Consider the following 16,747-nt stretch of genomic DNA (forward strand, 5'->3'; position numbering starts at 1 on the left):
CGGGCGGACGAACGGCAGGTCGGGACTCACCGCACCAGTGTCGCCCCCGGGCGCGCGTCCACCGACGTCGGGGCGTGCCCGGCCCGCCGGCGGGCCAGCGCCTCGGCCGCCTCCTTCACGTTCTCCTGCATCCCGCCGAAGACGACGCCGTGGAACGGGCTGATGGCCGCCCAGTACGCCTGGCCGGCCAACCCCTTGGGGTGGAACAGGGCGCGCTGCTGGAACAGCGTGCGCCCCACCGGGTCCCGGCTCACCCGGAGGTCCAGCCACGCCAGCCCCGGCAGCTTCATCTCGGCGCGCAACCGCAGCAGCGCGTCCTCGTGGCGCTCCTCCACGCGCCACCAGTCGACGGCGTCCCCGACCCGCAGGCGTCGCGGATCGCGGCGGCCGCGGCGCAACCCGGGCCCCCCGGAGAACCGGTCCATGACCCCGCGCACCGCCCACGCCATCGGCCAGGAGTACCAGCCCTGGTCCCCGCCGATCCCCTCCAGCACCTGCCACAGCTCGTGCGGGGAGGCGTCCACGACGGTGGTCCGCTCGTCGACGTAGAGGTTGCCACCGGCCCAGTCCGGGTCGGTCGGCAACGGGTCGCTCGGGGCGCCCGGCACCGAGGCCGAGCTCCAGCGCGTCGTGACGTCCGCCTCCTGGATGCGCTTCAGCGCCAGCTCGACCGCGCGACGGAACGGGATGAGCCCCTCCGGCGGGTCCGGCACGTACTGCTCGACGTCCTTCTCCTTGCACACCACCTCGTGGACGAGGCTCTCCACCAGCGGGCGGGCGATCGAACCGGGGACGGGGGTGATCGTGCCGACCCAGTGGCTCGACAGGCGCGGGGACATGACCTTCACCGGCAGCACGTGCCGCTTGGGCAGGCGCGCGACCTCGGCGTAGCCGCGCATCATGTCCAGGTAGGTCACCACGTCGGGCCCGCCGACGTCGAACGTGCGGTTCACGTCGTCCGGCATCGAGGCGGACCCCACGAGGTAGCGCAGCACGTCGCGCACCGCGATCGGCTGGATGCGGTTGTAGACCCACGCCGGGCACACCATGACGGGCAGGCGCTCGGTGAGGTACCGCATCATCTCGAAGCTCGCCGAGCCCGACCCCAGGATGACCGCGGCCTGCAGCACCGTGGCCGGCACGGGCGCGTCGAGGAGGATCTCCCCGACCTCCCGGCGCGACTCCAGGTGGGTCGAGAGCTCCTCGTCCTCGGGGTGGATGCCCCCGAGGTAGACGATGCGACGCACCCCCTGGTCGGCCGCCGCCCGCGCGAACGTGCGCGCGGTGCGGCGGTCCTTGGCCGCGAAGGACGACCCCCCGCTCATGGCGTGGATGAGGTAGTAGGCGACGTCGACGCCCTCCATCGCCGCGCTCACCTGGTCGCGGTCGGAGGCGTCGGCCCCGACCACCTCCACGTCGTCGATCCACGGCCGGTCGCGCAGCTGCTCGGGCCGCCGGGCCAGCGCGCGCACCCGGAAGCCCGCCTGCAGCAGCTCGGGCACGAGACGGCCACCGATGTACCCGGTCACCCCCGTGACCAGGGCGAGGCGCCCGTCGCCGGCCAGGACGTCGTCGAGGGACCCGCGGGGGGCGTCGGGGGAGGGCTCGCTCATGGCGACCAGTCTCGGAGCGGGCGACCCGGCGCGCGAGCCGACCGCTCAGAGCCCCCGGTCGGTCCGCGCCGGGTCGGCGGCCGCGGCGTCCTCCTTGGCGACGTCCGCCTCGCTCGGCGGCGGCGGCTGCGGGTCGACGGCGGCCGAGCGCTGCGCCGGGGGAGCCACCTGGCGCGGCTCGTCGTCGTGGCGCAACCACACCGTGCGCTGCGGGAAGGGGAACTCGATGCCCTCGGCGTCGAACACGGCCTTCGTCCGGCGCCGCAGCTCCCGCTGCACGGCCCACTGCTGCAACGGCTTGGTCTTCACGACCAGGCGCAGGACGATCCCGTCGGCCCCCATCTGCTCCACGCCCCACACCTCCGGGGCGTCGACCACCAGGTCCTTCCACGCCTCCTCGGCCACGAGGTCGTCGGCGACCCGCTGCAGCACCCGCTGCGCGTGGCTGAGGTCCTCCCCGTAGGCCACCGAGACGTCGAGCAGGGCCCGCGCCCAGCCCTGGCTCTGGTTGCCGACCCGCAGGATCTCGCCGTTGCGGACGTACCAGACGGTGCCCTTGACGTCGCGCAACCGGGTCACGCGCAGGCCGACCGCCTCGACCGTGCCGACGGCGTCCCCGAGGTCGACCACGTCCCCGACGCCGTACTGGTCCTCGGCGAGCATGAAGATGCCGGACAGGAAGTCCTTCACGAGGGCCTGCGCCCCGAACCCCAGCGCCACTCCGGCGATCCCGGCCGAGGCCAGGAACGGGCCGATGGCGATGCCGACGGTGTCCAGCACCATGAGGATCGCCAGCAGGCCCAGGACGAAGGTCACGGTGCTCTTGAGCACCGAGGCCAGGGTCTCGGCGCGCTGCTGGCGTCGTTCGTTCAGCAGCGGGGAGGATTCCAGCAGGCCGTTGCGGCGCCCACCGCCCAGCTTGCCGGCGCCGGTCGAGATGCCCGAGGCGATGCGGCCGATGAGGCGCATCGCCAGGAACCGCGCGATCCAGCACACCAGCAGGATGACGACGACCTTCAGCGGCTTGTCCAGCAGGAAGGCCACGGCGCCGGACGCCCCGGCCTGGGCCTCCTCCGCCGCGCTGCTGCCGAGGGCGTCCGTGATCGAGTCCAGCACGAGGTGGGACAACTCCTTCTCAGGTCCTCAGACCTGCTCGTCGAGGTGGTCCAGCGCGAGACCGGTGGCCCGCGCCGCGAAGGCGAGGGTGTCACGCACGAGCCCCGCGCTGCGCGAGACCGAGCGTGCGCCGTGGCCGACGTCCCTCTCCCGGCGCAACAGCACCGGCCGTCGGGCGGGGTCGGAGGACGTCGCGTGCTGCAGCGCGGCGCACAGCTTGCGCGCGTGCAGCGGGTCGACGCGGCTGTCCCCGTCGAAGACCGTGAAGAGCACCGACGGGTACGCGGTGCCCTCCACCACCCGGTGGTAGGGGGAGTAGGCGTGCAGCCAGCCGAACTCCTCGGCCACGGCCGCCGTGCCGTACTCGTCGCTCCAGGTGGCGCCCAGTCCGTGCAGCTCGTAGCGCACCATGTCCAGCAGCGGCGCCGAGCACACGACGCCGGCGAACAGCGACGGCTCCTGGGTGGCGGCGGCGCCCACGAGCAGGCCGCCGTTGGACCCGCCGTGCACGCACAGCTGCGACGGCGTGGTGAACCCCCGGTCCACGAGCCAGCGGGCCGCGGCGTGGAAGTCGTCGAAGACGTTCTGCTTGTGCCCGCGCATCCCGGCCCGGTGCCAGTCCTCGCCCTCCTCCCCGCCGCCGCGCAGGTTCGCCACGGCGTACGCGCCGCCGGCCTCGACCCAGGCGAGCGCGTCGGGGGCGTAGTGCGGGGACAGGCTGATGCCGAACCCGCCGTAGCCGTAGAGGATCGTCGGCGCCGGGCGGCGGGGGACGCCGTCGTCGTCGAGCAGGTCGGCGCGCGCCGTCACCTGCAACCGGACGAGCGTGCCGTCGGCGCTGGGGAACTCCAGCAACCGGCTCACCACGGCGGGCACCCGCACCGCCCCCGGCGGGGCGGCCTCCACCGCGAGGTCGCGGGTGCGGGCGTCGAAGCGCCACACGTGCGAGGGCGTCGTGGTGTCGGTGTAGGCGAACCACAGCTCGTGACCGCCTTCGGGCCGGCCCACGAGCCCGCCGATCGCGCCCGCCCCGGGCAGGTCGACACGACCCGCCGCGCCCTCCAGCCGCCGGCCGGTGGCGAGGTCGTGCACCGTCACCGAGCTGACCGCGTGCTCGGTCCAGCCCACGACGAGCAGCGGCGCGGGCAGCTCCGGGCCGTCGAGGACGGCGACGTCGTCCAGCAGCGCCTCGGCCTGCGGGACGAGGTCGGTCCAGCGCTCCACCCCCGGCTGCGCCGGGTCGGCCACCGCGAGGCGGCCGCGCGGGGCGTCGAGGTCGGTGAACAGGTACAGCCGCCCGTCGCGGCCGACCCAGGCGCTCGTGCTCGCGTCCTCCCCCTCGACGACGGCCCGGAACTCCGGACGGGCCGGGTCGCCGCCCTCGAGGTCGGCGATCCAGACGTCGTTGCGCGGGGCCGTGCCCTCGGCGGCGCTCACGACGAGCCAGCGGCCGTCGCGGGAGGTCCAGACGCCGTAGTAGTTCGTCATCGCGCGACCGGCGCCGAACACCTCGACGTCGGTGTCGGGGTCGGTGCCCACGACGTGCAGGTGCACCCGCCGGTGGTACTGCCGCTCGTCCTCGGGCACGGTCCCCGGCGGCTGCCGGCGCACGTAGTAGAAGGAGCGCACCCCGTCGCGGGCGGGCAGCCAGGCGACGGGGGAGTAGCGGGCCCGGTCGACCGGGCCGTCGACGACCTCGCCCGTCGTGGCGTCCAGGACGCGCAGGACGCTCTCCTCGCTGCCGCCCTCGGACAACTGGTAGGCGACGAGGTCGCCCTCGACGTCGGGCCGCCACGCGTCCAGCGTCGTCGTGCCCGACGGGTCCAGCGCGACCGGGTCGACGAGCACGCGCGGCGGCGCCCCCGGGTCCTGCACGGTCAGCACCCCGTGCTCGGCGTCGGGGTCCCGCCGCGTCCGGAAGACCCGCTCGCCCCGGTGCACGGGCGTCCCGACCGACCCCGTCGCCATGAGCTCGCGGACGCGGCGCTCCAGCCCGGCGCGCCCGGGCAGCTGCCCGGCCCAGCGCTCCCACGCCCCGTCCTGCCACTGCGACCACGCCCGTGTCCGCGGGTCGTCCGCGTCCTCCAGCCAGCGGTAGGGGTCGGCGACGGGCACGCCGTGCAGCTCCTCGACGAGGTCGAGGCGCGGCGCCACGTCGGGGCCCGGACCCGCGGGCGGGCCGGAGCGGGGCGGCTGGGTGTCCATGGGCGTCCACCCTAGGTCGGTGCGACGACACCGCGGGGGCCTCCTCCACAGGCCTCCCGCAGTCCCTGCGCGGGCCCCCTGTGTGACGTCCACGTGAACCCTCGCGCCGCCACCGCGTTCGGACGCGCCGCCACCCGGCGCGTCTGGCACAGTCGGCGGGTGGCCACCGACTCCTCGACCGCCGAGCTCGGCGCCGAGCTCACCGACTTGGCGACGGCCTGCGGGGTCGCCACCACCTTCACCGACTGGCGGGGGCGGCAGACGACCGTCCCGGCCTCCACGGTCACCGCGGCGCTGAGCGCGATGGGCCTGGACGTGTCCTCGCGCGAGGCCGTCCGCGACGCGCTGCACGAGGTCAAGCTGCGCCCCTGGCGCCGGGTCCTGCCGCCCGTGGTCGTGGCCCGCGAGGGCCGTCCCCACGCCGTGCCGGTGCACGTGGCGCACGGCGACCCCGTCGACGTCACCGTCGAGCTGGAGGACGACCAGGGCTGGGCGCCCCTGCGCCAGCTCGACCGCTGGGTCGACCCCGTGCGCGTCGACGGCCGGCTCACCGGCCGGGCGACGTTCGAGCTGCCCGACGACCTCCCGCTGGGCTGGCACGTCCTGACGGCCCGCACCCCCGAGGGGGAGTCGAGCTGCCCCGTCGTCGTCACCCCCGACGTCCTGGAGCTGCCCGCGGCGCTGCGCACCGGCCGCAGCTGGGGCTACCAGACGCAGCTGTACTCGGTGCGCTCGTCGCGCTCCTGGGGGGTCGGTGACCTCGCGGACCTCGCCGAGCTGTCCGCCGTGGCCGCCGACCAGGGCGCCGGCTGGGTCCTCGTCAACCCGCTCGCCGCGGCCCAGCCCGTCCCGCCCATGGAGGCCTCGCCGTACCTGCCGACGACGCGGCGGTTCGTCAACCCCCTCTACCTGCGCGTGGAGGACGTCCACGAGGTCGCCTACCTCTCGCCGGCCGACCGCGCCCTCCTCGAGCGCCTCGCCGAGCAGGTCCGGCCCGCCGTCCACGACAGCTCCGAGATCGACCGCGACGCCGCCTGGGCCGCCAAGCGCCAGGCCCTCGAGGTCGTCTTCGCGCACGGTCGCACCGCCGCCCGCGACGCGGCCTTCCGCCGCTACGTGGCCGCCGAGGAGCCGGGGTTGTCGGGGTTCGCGACGTGGTGCGCCCTCGCCGAGCGCTACGGGCTGCCGACCGCGGACTGGCCCGCCGAGGCGTCCTCGCCGCGGGCCGTGCACGACAGCGGTCTGCTCGACGAGCTCGCCGAGCGCATCGACTTCCACCGCTGGCTGCAGTGGCAGTGCGACGAGCAGCTGCGCACCGCCCAGGACGCGGCCACCGCCCCCGGGACCGGACCGGGCATCGTCCACGACCTCGCCGTCGGCGTGCACCCCGACGGCGCCGACGTCTGGTCCCTCGGCGACGCCCTCGCCCACGGCGTGACGGTCGGGGCCCCGCCGGACGCGTTCAACCAGCAGGGCCAGGACTGGAGCCAGCCCCCGTGGCGGCCCGACCAGCTCGCCGAGGTGGCCTACGCCCCCTTCCGCGACATGGTCCGCACCATCCTGCGGCACGCCGGCGGCCTGCGGATCGACCACGTCATCGGCCTGTTCCGGCTGTGGTGGATCCCCCGGGACGCCGAGCCGTCGGCCGGTACGTACGTCCGCTACGACCACGACGCGCTCATCGGCATCCTCGCGCTGGAGGCCCAGCGGGCCGGGGCCGTCCTCGTGGGCGAGGACCTCGGCACCGTCGAACCGTGGGTCCGCGACTACCTCGCCGACCGCGGCGTCCTCGGCAGCGCCGTCCTGTGGTTCGAGTACGACGGGGACCGCCCCAAGGCCCCGGAGGCCTACCGCGAGCTCGCCCTGGCCAGCGTCACCGTCCACGACCTGCCCCCCACCGCGGGCTACCTCGCCCAGGAGCACGTCGCCCTGCGCGACCGGCTCGGCCTGCTGACGCGGCCCGCGGCCGAGGAACGGGCGCAGGACGCCGCCGAGCAGGAACGCATCCTCGGTCTCGTCCGCGACCGCGGGCTGCTGGCCGAGGGCGCCGACGAGCAGGCCACCGTCGAGGCGCTGCACCGCTACCTGGCGCTGTCCCCCTCGCTCATGGTCGGCGTCTCCCTCGTCGACGCCGTGGGCGACCGGCGCACCCAGAACCAGCCCGGCACGTCCGAGGAGTACCCGAACTGGCGGATGCCGCTGACGGGCCCGGACGGGAAGGTCGTGCTGCTCGACGACCTCGCGGGCGACGTCCGCGCCCAGTCGCTGGCGCGCGCCGTCGACGAGGCCCTGCGCCCCTGACCCGCCACCGCGAGGTCGTCGCCGACCCCGCCGAGGTCCTCGCAGCACCGTCCCGGGGTGGTCCGCACCGCCCCGGGACGGTGGGGCTCACCGCTGGGCGTCGCGCTCCTGCGCCCGCAGGGCGCGGGCCACCCCGTCCCGGTTCTCCAGCACCAGGCGACGCAGCGCCGGGGGCGCGTCCGGTTCGGCCTCCAGCCAGGCGTCGGTGCGCTCGACGAGGGCGTGGTCGGCCAGGTCGAGGGGGTAGAGCCCGGTGACGATCTGCTGGGCCATCTCGTTCGTCCGCTCCGCCCACACGGTGCGCAGCGCCGCGAAGTACGGCTCGACGAAGGGCCGGAGCAGCTCCTCGTCGTGGATCCGGGAGAACCCGCCGATGACGGAGGCCTGGACCGCGTTGGGCAGGTCGCCGCGCTCGACGACGTCGGCCCACGCCTGCTGCTTGGCCTCGGCGGTGGGCACCGCGGCGCGTGCCGCGGCGGCCGAGCGCTGACCCGTCGCGGTGGCGTCCCGCTCCAGCTCGGCCTCGACCGCCCCGGTGCCCCGGACACCACCGGCGACGAGCGCGGTGAGCAGCGCCCAGCGCATGTCCGCGTCGACCTCGAGGCCCTCGATGACGTGCGAGCCGTCGTACAGCCCCCCCACGACGGCGAGGTGCTCGGAGCTGCGGGCTGCCGAGGCGAACGCCCGGGCGAACTGCAGCTGCGTGTCGCTGCCGGGGGCCGCCGCCCGCAGCAGTTCCAGCAGCGTGCTCGCCGTGCGGGCGCGCACCTCCTCGCGGTGCGCGGGCGCCGCGTAGAGCTCGACGGTCGTCGTCAGCTGGCGCAGCAGCACGAGCGCGACGGTGGAGTCGGCCCGGGCCGCGTCGCCGGGCAGCAGCGTCGTCAGCAGCAGGTCGACGTAGTCGCGGGCGGGGGACTCCCCGTCGCGCGTCATGTCCCACAGGGCGGCTGCGACGAGCGAGCGGGGCAGGGAGTCGCGGAACGCGTCCAGGTGCTGCAGCGCGGTGGCCAGCGAGACGGCGTCCAGGCGGATCTTGGCGTAGGCGAGGTCGTCGTCGTTCACCAGGAGCAGGTCCGGACGCTTCCGGCCCACGAGCTGGGGCAGGTCGGTGCTCGCCCCCGCGGCGTCCAGCTCGACGCGCTCGGTGCGCTCGAAGCTGCCGTCGACCAGGTCGTAGCAGCCCAGCGCGATCCGGTGGGCCCGCAGGTGCGGGTGCGCCGCGGGCGCCTCCTGCAGCAACCGGGCCGCGGTGATCGTGTCGTCGGCGTCGGTCTCCAGGACCGGTCGCAGCGTCGCCACGCCCGCCGTCTCCAGCCACTCCCGGGACCAGGCCGACAGGTCGCGGCCGGAGGTGGTCTCGAGCTCGCGCAGGAGGTCGACGAGTTCGGTGTTGCCGAACGCGTGCCGGGCGAAGTACGCCCGCACCCCGGCCAGGAACTCCTCGCGGCCCACGTAGGCGACGAGCTGCTTGAGCACGCTCGCGCCCTTGGCGTAGGTGATGCCGTCGAAGTTCACCTCGACGTCCTCGAGGTCGTTGATCTCGGCGACGATCGGGTGGGTCGTCGGCAGCTGGTCCTGCCGGTAGGCCCAGGACTTCTCGAGGGAGTTGAAGGTCGTCCACGACCCCTTCCACTCCGTGGCCTCGGCCGCGGCCAGCGTGGAGGCGAACTCCGCGAAGGACTCGTTGAGCCACAGGTCGTTCCACCAGCGCATCGTCACGAGGTCGCCGAACCACATGTGCGCCAGCTCGTGCAGCACGGTGACGACGCGGCGCTCGACCGTGGCCCGCGGGACCTTGGAGCGGAAGACGTAGCTCTCGACGAAGGTGACCGCGCCGGCGTTCTCCATGGCACCGGCGTTGAACTCCGGCACGAACACCTGGTCGTACTTGGCGAACGGGTACGGCCGGTCGAACTCGCGCTCGAAGAACTCGAACCCCTGCTTCGTGGCGCGCACGACGTTCTCGGCGTCGAGGTGCTGGGCGAGGGACTTGCGGCAGTAGACCCCCAGGGGGATCGTCCGGCCGTCGGAGGAGACGAGGGAGTCCTGGGACCCCTCGTACGGGCCGGCGATGACCGCGGTGACGTACGACGACAGCCGCGGGGTGCGCTCGAACGTCCACCGGCTGCCCGTCTCGACGGGTTCGCGGTGCTCGACGGGGGAGTTGGACACGACGCGCCAGTGCTCCGGGGCCGTCACCGTGAAGGTGAACTCGGCCTTGAGGTCGGGCTGCTCGAACACGGCGTAGACGCGGCGGGAGTCGGCGACCTCGAACTGGGAGTAGAGGTACACCTCGTCGTCGACGGGGTCGACGAAGCGGTGCAGCCCCTCGCCGGTGTTCATGTAGCGGCAGTCCGCCACGACGCGCAGCTCGTTCTCGGCCGCGAGGTCCTCGAGCTGGATCCGCACGCCGTCGTCCACGGCCGCCACGTCCAGGGCGGTGCCGTTGAGGACGACCTCGTGCACCGCGGCGCTGATGAGGTCCACGAACGTCGAGGCGCCGGGGGTGGCCGTGAACCGCGCCGTCGTGGTCGAGCGGAACGTCTCCGGTCCCGTCGTCAGGTCCAGCTCCACCCCGTAGTGCTCGACCTGCACCAGGCCGGCCCGCGTCCGGGCCTCCTCGCGCGTCAGGTTCTCGCCAGGCACCGCACGTCCTCTCCTCGAACTGTCCAGGCCGGTCGCCCGCGGCGGCCGGTGTCTCCGACGACTCTGCCACGCCGCTGCGACACCGCCCCCTGCGACCGGGTGCCGGACCCCGGGAGCAGGATGAGGGCATGACGACTCCGACGACTCCGACGAGCCCGCAGAGCAAGGCCCAGGCCGACTTCTGGTTCGACCCGCTGTGCCCGTGGGCCTGGATGACCTCCCGCTGGATGCTGGAGGTCGAACAGGTCCGCGACATCTCCGTGCGCTGGCACGTCATGAGCCTGTCGGTCCTCAACGAGGGCCGGGACCTGCCCGAGGAGTACCGGGAGCTCATGACGAGGGGGTGGGGGCCGGTGCGCGTCGTGACCGCGGCCCGCCTCCTGCACGGCGAGGACGTCGTCCTGCCCCTCTACACCGCGATGGGCACCCGCATCCACCCCGGCGGGAACAAGGACTTCGACACCGTGATCGCCGAGTCCCTGGCGGAGGTCGGCCTGCCCGCCGACCTGGCCGCGGCCGCGCACTCCTCGACCTACGACACCGAGCTGCGCGCCTCCCACACCGAGGGGATCACCAAGGTGGGCGAGGACGTCGGGACGCCCGTGGTGGCCTTCGACGACGTCGCCTTCTTCGGTCCCGTCGTGACGCCCACGCCCCGGGGCGAGGCCGCCGGCCGGCTCTGGGACGGCTGCGTCCTCGTCGCGGGGGTGCAGGGGTTCTACGAGCTCAAGCGGACCCGCACGCAGGGCCCCGTCTTCGACTGACCCGCACCGCCGCGGCGGCGGGCCGCGGGTCAGACGACGATCCGCATCGGGAGCCCGCGCTCGTCCTCGTCCCCGCCGAGGACGCGCGCGGGACCCCCGGGGGACCACCCCGCCCACCGCAGCGCCGACCACGCGCACGCGCCGGCGTCGAGGTGGTCGTCGCCGGGTGGGGCCGGCGGTCCCTGCAACCAGGTGCCGAGGGCGCTCGCACGCGCCGCGCGCCCCTCGGCGGTCTTCTTCGACGGCAGGACGTGGCCGGTCATCGCGGCGAAGGACAGCTCCGGGTGGGTCTCCACGACCAGCCCGCGGGCGTCCGGGGCCGCGGCCAGGGCCTCGTCGAGCGCCAGCACCGGCCCGCGCAGCCCCCACGTCTGCGCCGACAGCCCTTTGCCGTCGAGCAGCTCGCGGCAGCGGGTCCGGGCGGCGGCGTAGCCGGGCTGGGCCAGGACGTCGCGCGGGGGGACCAGGAAGACGCGCGGGTGAGCGCGTCCCAGGGCCCGCTTGGCGATCAGGTCGACCGGTCGCCACCCGTGCGCGGGCAGCCCGACCGGGACGTCGAGCCCGACGGCCACGGCACCATGGCGGCGGGCGAGGTCCAGGACGGCGCCGGCGTCCTGCCCGGCCAGGCTCTCCCAGCCGCGCAGGCGCGCCCGGTGCGCGCCGCCCTCGACGACGGCGACGGCCCAGCCGCCACGACGGCCGTCGACCCCCAGCACCACGACGCCCGGGGACACGCCCGGGGACACGTCCGACCCCACGGCGCGATCGTCGCACCGGGCTGCCAAGCTGACCCCATGCGCGTCCACATCGGCACCGACCACGCCGGGTTCGAGCTCAAGGAGCACCTCGTGGCCCACCTGCGCGGGCAGGGCCACGACGTCGTCGACCACGGTGCCACCGCCTACGACGGGCAGGACGACTACCCGCCGTTCGTCCTGCGGGCCGCGCACGGCGTGGCCGGCGACCCCGGCAGCCTCGGCATCGTCATCGGCGGTTCGGGCAACGGGGAGCAGATCGCGGCGAACGTCGTCCCCGGGATCCGCTGCGCCCTGGCCTGGTCGGTCGAGACGGCCCGGCTCGCGCGCGAGCACAACGACGCGCAGTGCGTCGGCATCGGGGCGCGGATGCACACCCTGGAGGAGGCCACCCTCCTCGCGGACACCTTCCTCACCACCCCCTTCTCCCAGGACCCGCGCCACGTCCGGCGCATCGAGATGCTCGACGAGTACGCGCGCACGGGGGAGCTGCCCCCGTTGCCGGCCGCCGACGCCTGACGCGCGGGGCATGCCCGAGGGGCACACCGTCCGGCGCGACGCCCACCGGCTGGCCGCGCGCTTCGCGGGGTCGCCGGTCGTCGTGAGCAGCCCGCAGGGGCGCTTCGAGCAGGGCGCCGCCCTGCTGGACGGGCGGACCCTCGTCTCGACCGACGCCCACGGCAAGCACCTGCTCGCCGCCTTCGACGACGGCCGCGTCCTGCACGTCCACCTCGGGCTCTACGGGAAGTGGACGGAGGGGGACGGGGTCCCCGACGCGCCGCGCGGTCAGGTCCGCCTGCGGCTGGAGGGCGAGCGGGGCTGGGCCGACCTGCGCGGGCCCACGGCGTGCGAGGTGCTCGACTCCGGCGGGGTCGACGCCCTGCGCTCCCGCCTCGGTGCGGACCCGTTGCGCGCCGACGCCGACCCGGCGGTGGCGTGGGCCCGTGTCCACCGCAGCCGCTCGAGCACCGCGGGTCTGCTGATGCAGCAGGAGGTCGTCGCCGGTGTCGGGGTCGTCTACCGCGCGGAGGTCCTCTTCCGCGCCGGGATCAACCCCTACCGGCCCGGTCGCGAGCTGGGCGAGGGCGAGTGGGTGGCCGTGTGGGACGACCTCGTCACGCTCATGGCGGCCGGGGTGCGGGCCGGCCGGATCGTCACCACCCGGCCCGAGCACCGCGCCCGCCGCACGGGACGGCCGACCCGGGCGGACTCCTGGTACGCGTACCGCCGTCAGGGGCAGCCCTGCCGGGTCTGCGGGACGGAGATCGCGTACGCGCAGCTGGCGCAGCGGCACCTCACGTGGTGCCCCTCGTGCCAGCCCCGGTGAACGTCACCCCGCCGGGGTCGACGTCGCCGCCGGGCCCGTCCTCGTCCAGGTCGCCGCGACCCGGGCCCCGTGCTCGGCGCCCAGCGTCGCGGCGAGCTCGGCGAGCAGCCGGCGCGCGTCCCGCACGCACACCGCCGGGTCCGGTTCGAGGTCGGTGAGCGCGCGGGCGTCGCTGAAGCCGGCAGCGCGCCACCGCTGCTCGGGCAGGGTCCGCCGCCCGCTGACGACGACGACGGGAGCGGGGACGCGGGCCGCCGCGGCCGCCACGCCGACGGGCGTCTTGCCCCCGAGGGACTGCTCGTCGAAGCTGCCCTCCCCGGTCACCACGAGCGAGGCGTCGCGCGCCCGGTGCTCCCAGCCCGCCAGTTCCAGGACGACCTCCACGCCGGGTCGGCGGGTCGCGCCGAGCAGCCCCAGGGCCAGGAACCCGACCCCACCGGCCGCCCCGGCGCCGGGTTCGTCGCGGGCCTCGGTGCCCGTGGCCGCCGCGAGGACGTCGGCGAAGCGCGTCAGCGCCCGGTCCAGCAGGGCGACGTCGGCCGGGCCGGCGCCCTTCTGCGGCCCGAAGACCGCCGCCGCCCCGCGCGGGCCGAGCAGGGGGTTGTCGACGTCGGCGGCGAGCGTCCAGCGCACCGACGCCAGCCGCGGGTCCAGACCGGACAGGTCGAGGCGGTCCAGGTCCAGCAGGGCCGCGCCGCCGTCGGGCAGGTCGCGCCCGGCGGCGTCGAGCAGCCGCCCGCCGAGGGCCCGGAGGATGCCCGCGCCGCCGTCGGTGCTCGCGCTCCCGCCCACGGCCAGCACGACGTGCCGCGCGCCCGCGTCCAGCGCCAGCCGCACGAGGTCCCCGGTGCCGCGCGTGGAGGCCGTCAGGGGGGCGCGCACGCCACCGGGCAACCGGTCCAGGCCCGAGGCCTGCGCCATCTCGACGATCGCGGTGTCCCCGTCGCGCGCGTACGTCGCCTCCACGGGGGAACCCGTGGGCCCGGGCACCTGCGCGCCGACGGGGCGGAAGCCCGCCGAGCGGACCGCGGCCTCGACGGTGCCCTCGCCGCCGTCGGCGACGGGCAGTTCGACGGAGACGACGCCCCAGCCGGTGGTGTCCAGCCCGCGGGCGCGGGTCCCCTCGTCCAGCGCGTGCCAGAAGCCCCCGACGAAGTGCTCGGCGATCGTGTGCGCCACCTCGGTGGCCGTGAGCGACCCCTTGAACTTGTCGGGCGCCACGACGAGGTGGAACGCCGTCTGCTCGGGGGTCGGCATGGCGCGGACCCTACCGATCACGGGTCCGGGAACGACGCAGCGGCCGGTCCCCGGGGACCGGCCGCTGCGCGCTGACCTGGAGAGCGGGCGACGGGAATCGAACCCGCGTAGCTAGTTTGGAAGACTAGGGCTCTACCATTGAGCTACGCCCGCATGCGGTCACGGGTGACCACGCGGTCGAGACGCCCTCGTGGAGCGCCTCGGGGGACAGCCTAGCGGGTCGTGAGCGGTAGCCTGCTGCCTGTGCCGCCCGTGCGGTGGTGCGCGGGGTGTGGCGCAGCTTGGTAGCGCGTCCGCTTTGGGAGCGGAAGGCCCCCGGTTCGAATCCGGGTACCCCGACGGACGCGCGTCCGTCCGCCGTGCGGTCGGTCGCGCAGTGATGGGCCCCGGCGCGGACGGCTACGCTTTCGCGGTACGTCGGGGCTGACCCGGCGCACCGCACGCCTGACCACGACCTCCGCCGTGCGCGGAGAGACCCCAGGAGACCCCTGCTGTGAAGAGCGACGTCGAGACCCTCAACGCGACCCGGGTGAAGTTCACCGTCGAGGTCGGCTACGACGAGCTGAAGCCCAGTCTCGACCAGGCCTACAAGTCGATCGCGGGTCAGGTGCAGGTCCCGGGCTTCCGCAAGGGCAAGGTGCCCCCGCGCGTCATCGACCAGCGCTTCGGCCGGGCCGTCGTGCTCGAGGAGGCCGTCAACGACGCGCTGCCGAAGTTCTACCAGCAGGCCGTCGAGGCCTCGGACTTCCTGCCCCTGGGCGCCCCGACCGTCGACGTCTCGCAGGCGCCGGACCCGGCCACCGGCGGGGACCTGAAGTTCTCCGTCGAGGTGGACGTGCGCCCGACCCTGGAGCTGCCCGACCTGTCGACCATCGAGGTCGCGGTCGACGACCTGGAGGTGCCGCAGGAGGAGGTCGAGACCCGGCTGACCTCGCTGCGCGAGCGCTTCGGCACCCTGACCGGCGTCGACCGCCCCGCCGCCGACGGCGACTTCGTCTCCATCGACCTGCTCGCCGAGATCGACGGCGAGGAGATCGAGAGCGCCAAGGGCATCAGCTACCGCATCGGCCAGGGCAACATGATCGACGGCCTCGACGAGGCCCTCACCGGTGTCGCCGCCGAGGGCACCACGACCTTCACCGCGCCGCTGGCCGGCGGGGACCGCCAGGGCGAGGACGCGCAGATCACCGTCACCGTGCAGTCGGTGAAGGAGCGCGTGCTGCCCGAGGCGGACGACGACTTCGCCCAGCTGGCCAGCGAGTTCGACACCCTCTCCGAGCTCAAGGCCGACCTGCTCCAGCAGGTCGAGCAGTCCAAGAAGTTCGAGCAGGGCCTGCAGGCGCGCGACAAGGTCCTCGACAAGCTCCTCGAGGTCGTCGAGGTGCCGGTCCCGGCCTCCCTCGTCGAGGCCGAGATCCAGGCGCACCTGGAGCGCGAGAACCGCCTCGAGGACGCCGAGCACCGCGCCGAGATCGCCGAGTCCACCGAGCAGGCCATCCGCAGCCAGCTCCTGCTGGACGCGCTCGCCGAGCGCGAGGAGATCGGCGTCGAGCAGGGCGAGCTCATCGAGTACCTCGTCGGGCAGGCCCAGCAGTACGGCATGGACCCGAACCAGTTCGTCCAGATGGTCGATGGCGCCGGTCAGGTGCCCTCGATGGTCTCCGAGGTCCGCCGCCGCAAGGCGCTCGCGGTCGCCATGGAGCAGGCCACCGTGAAGGACGCCTCGGGCAACGCCGTCGACCTCGAGGAGCTCGTCGGCGGCGACGACGAGAGCACGGACGAGAGCACCGACGAGGCCGTCGAGAGCCCCGCCACCGAGGCCGGCGAGACCGTCGACCCGACCGGTGAGGACGAGCAGGCCGCCGCCGAGCAGACCGCGGCGCAGGAGCCGGCGCAGGAGTCGGACAAGAGCTGATCCCCGCCGCTGTGGGCGCACCGCTGCCCGGTGCGCCCACAGCGAAAAGGGCCTGGTCCCGACATGGTCGTCGAGGCCTGCGCGTTAGGGTCGAACGAGATCGGCGGAGCATCCGCCGGACCCTCCCGGACACGTCCGGGGTGGGTGGTCGACGCCAGGAGAGGGCCAGGGAACAGCGTGAGCGAGATCTTGAGCGCACCGGGACTGGTGACGCCGCAGGCCCGCACGGGTCAGCCGGGCATGGGCCTGGATGACAACGTCTACCAGCGGCTGCTGCAGCAGCGGATCATCTGGCTCGGGACCGAGGTCCGGGACGACATGGCCAACGCCATCTGCGCGCAGCTGCTGCTGCTGGCCGCGGAGGACCCGGACGCGGACATCTTCATGTACATCAACTCGCCCGGCGGCTCGGTGTCCGCCGGCATGTCGATCTACGACACGATGCAGTACATCAAGCCGGACGTGGCGACGATCGCCACGGGCATGGCGGCCTCGATGGGCCAGTTCCTGCTGTGCGCGGGGGCCGCGGGCAAGCGCTCGGCGCTGCCGCACGCGAAGATCATGATGCACCAGCCGCTCGGCGGTCTGGGTGGTTCGGCCTCGGACATCAAGATCCTGGCCGAGCAGATCATCGCGACGAAGCGGCAGATGGCCGAGCTCATCGCGCAGCACTCCGGCCAGACGTTCGAGACCATCACCCGCGACTCCGACCGCGACCGCTGGTTCTCGGCCCAGGAGGCGAAGGAGTACGGCCTCATCGACCACGTCGTGGGCCACACCAGCGAGGTCGAGGGCGGGGGCGGCACCGGTGCCTGAGCTGTTCCGCCCGCCGTTCACGACCGCCCCGA

The 16,747-nt window shown here is 74.7% G+C and carries 12 protein-coding genes and 2 tRNA genes; 7 read left to right on the top strand and 7 right to left on the bottom strand.

Annotated elements, in window-relative coordinates:
* Window positions 1–26: 26 nt before the first annotated feature.
* The 3 genes from AB2L28_RS06800 to AB2L28_RS06810 are packed head-to-tail and all read right to left on the bottom strand — an operon-like array spanning window position 27 to window position 4,934.
* Window positions 27–1,613 carry an SDR family oxidoreductase gene (locus AB2L28_RS06800; RefSeq protein ID WP_370717995.1) on the bottom strand — a complete coding sequence of 529 codons (1,587 nt, stop codon included), beginning with the start codon at window positions 1,611–1,613 and terminating at the stop codon, window positions 27–29.
* 45 nt (window positions 1,614–1,658) lie between these two features.
* The gene (locus tag AB2L28_RS06805; protein ID WP_370717996.1) at window positions 1,659–2,729 is read right to left on the bottom strand and encodes a mechanosensitive ion channel family protein; all 1,071 of its coding nucleotides are present in this window, start codon (window positions 2,727–2,729) and stop codon (window positions 1,659–1,661) included.
* A 27-nt stretch (window positions 2,730–2,756) separates the two neighbouring features.
* Window positions 2,757–4,934 carry a prolyl oligopeptidase family serine peptidase gene (locus AB2L28_RS06810; protein ID WP_370717997.1) on the bottom strand — a complete coding sequence of 726 codons (2,178 nt, stop codon included), beginning with the start codon at window positions 4,932–4,934 and terminating at the stop codon, window positions 2,757–2,759.
* A 159-nt stretch (window positions 4,935–5,093) separates the two neighbouring features.
* On the opposite strand from AB2L28_RS06810, the gene malQ reads away from it, so the two are divergent.
* A complete protein-coding gene (malQ, locus tag AB2L28_RS06815; protein WP_370717998.1) occupies window positions 5,094–7,235 on the top strand; it encodes a 4-alpha-glucanotransferase in 2,142 nt (713 codons plus the stop codon).
* Window positions 7,236–7,322: 87 nt separating this feature from the next.
* Here the strand turns inward: malQ and pepN are convergent, their stop codons facing one another.
* Window positions 7,323–9,881, bottom strand: coding sequence for an aminopeptidase N (pepN, locus tag AB2L28_RS06820; RefSeq protein ID WP_370717999.1), 2,559 nt, complete (start codon window positions 9,879–9,881; stop codon window positions 7,323–7,325).
* Window positions 9,882–10,009: 128 nt separating this feature from the next.
* Between pepN and AB2L28_RS06825 the strand changes: the two genes are divergently transcribed.
* A complete protein-coding gene (locus tag AB2L28_RS06825) occupies window positions 10,010–10,645 on the top strand; it encodes a mycothiol-dependent nitroreductase Rv2466c family protein (protein ID WP_370718000.1) in 636 nt (211 codons plus the stop codon).
* A 29-nt stretch (window positions 10,646–10,674) separates the two neighbouring features.
* On the opposite strand, the gene AB2L28_RS06830 is transcribed toward AB2L28_RS06825, so the two are convergent.
* The gene (locus tag AB2L28_RS06830; protein ID WP_370718001.1) at window positions 10,675–11,403 is read right to left on the bottom strand and encodes a DUF429 domain-containing protein; all 729 of its coding nucleotides are present in this window, start codon (window positions 11,401–11,403) and stop codon (window positions 10,675–10,677) included.
* Window positions 11,404–11,439: 36 nt separating this feature from the next.
* Between AB2L28_RS06830 and AB2L28_RS06835 the strand changes: the two genes are divergently transcribed.
* Complete coding sequence (locus AB2L28_RS06835) at window positions 11,440–11,919, top strand: ribose-5-phosphate isomerase (RefSeq protein WP_370718002.1); 480 nt, start codon at window positions 11,440–11,442, stop codon at window positions 11,917–11,919.
* 10 nt (window positions 11,920–11,929) lie between these two features.
* Entirely contained in the window at window positions 11,930–12,727 is a 798-nt protein-coding gene (locus AB2L28_RS06840; protein ID WP_370718003.1) for an Fpg/Nei family DNA glycosylase, read from the top strand.
* 3 nt (window positions 12,728–12,730) lie between these two features.
* Here the strand turns inward: AB2L28_RS06840 and AB2L28_RS06845 are convergent, their stop codons facing one another.
* Window positions 12,731–13,984, bottom strand: coding sequence for a glycerate kinase (locus tag AB2L28_RS06845; protein WP_370718004.1), 1,254 nt, complete (start codon window positions 13,982–13,984; stop codon window positions 12,731–12,733).
* A gap of 82 nt (window positions 13,985–14,066) precedes the next feature.
* Window positions 14,067–14,137, bottom strand: a tRNA-Gly gene (locus tag AB2L28_RS06850).
* Window positions 14,138–14,249: 112 nt separating this feature from the next.
* Here AB2L28_RS06850 and AB2L28_RS06855 point away from each other — a divergent pair.
* From AB2L28_RS06855 to AB2L28_RS06865, 3 genes are all read left to right on the top strand, one after another.
* Window positions 14,250–14,323: transfer RNA gene (locus AB2L28_RS06855), tRNA-Pro, on the top strand.
* 154 nt (window positions 14,324–14,477) lie between these two features.
* Window positions 14,478–15,899, top strand: coding sequence for a trigger factor (gene tig / locus AB2L28_RS06860; protein WP_370718005.1), 1,422 nt, complete (start codon window positions 14,478–14,480; stop codon window positions 15,897–15,899).
* 177 nt (window positions 15,900–16,076) lie between these two features.
* Window positions 16,077–16,715 (top strand): ClpP family protease, encoded by a 639-nt coding sequence (locus tag AB2L28_RS06865; RefSeq protein ID WP_370718006.1) that lies wholly within the window; start codon window positions 16,077–16,079, stop codon window positions 16,713–16,715.
* The last annotated feature ends 32 nt before the right edge of the window (window positions 16,716–16,747 follow it).

This window comes from Kineococcus mangrovi, from assembly GCF_041320705.1.
GTDB lineage: Bacteria > Actinomycetota > Actinomycetes > Actinomycetales > Kineococcaceae > Kineococcus > Kineococcus mangrovi.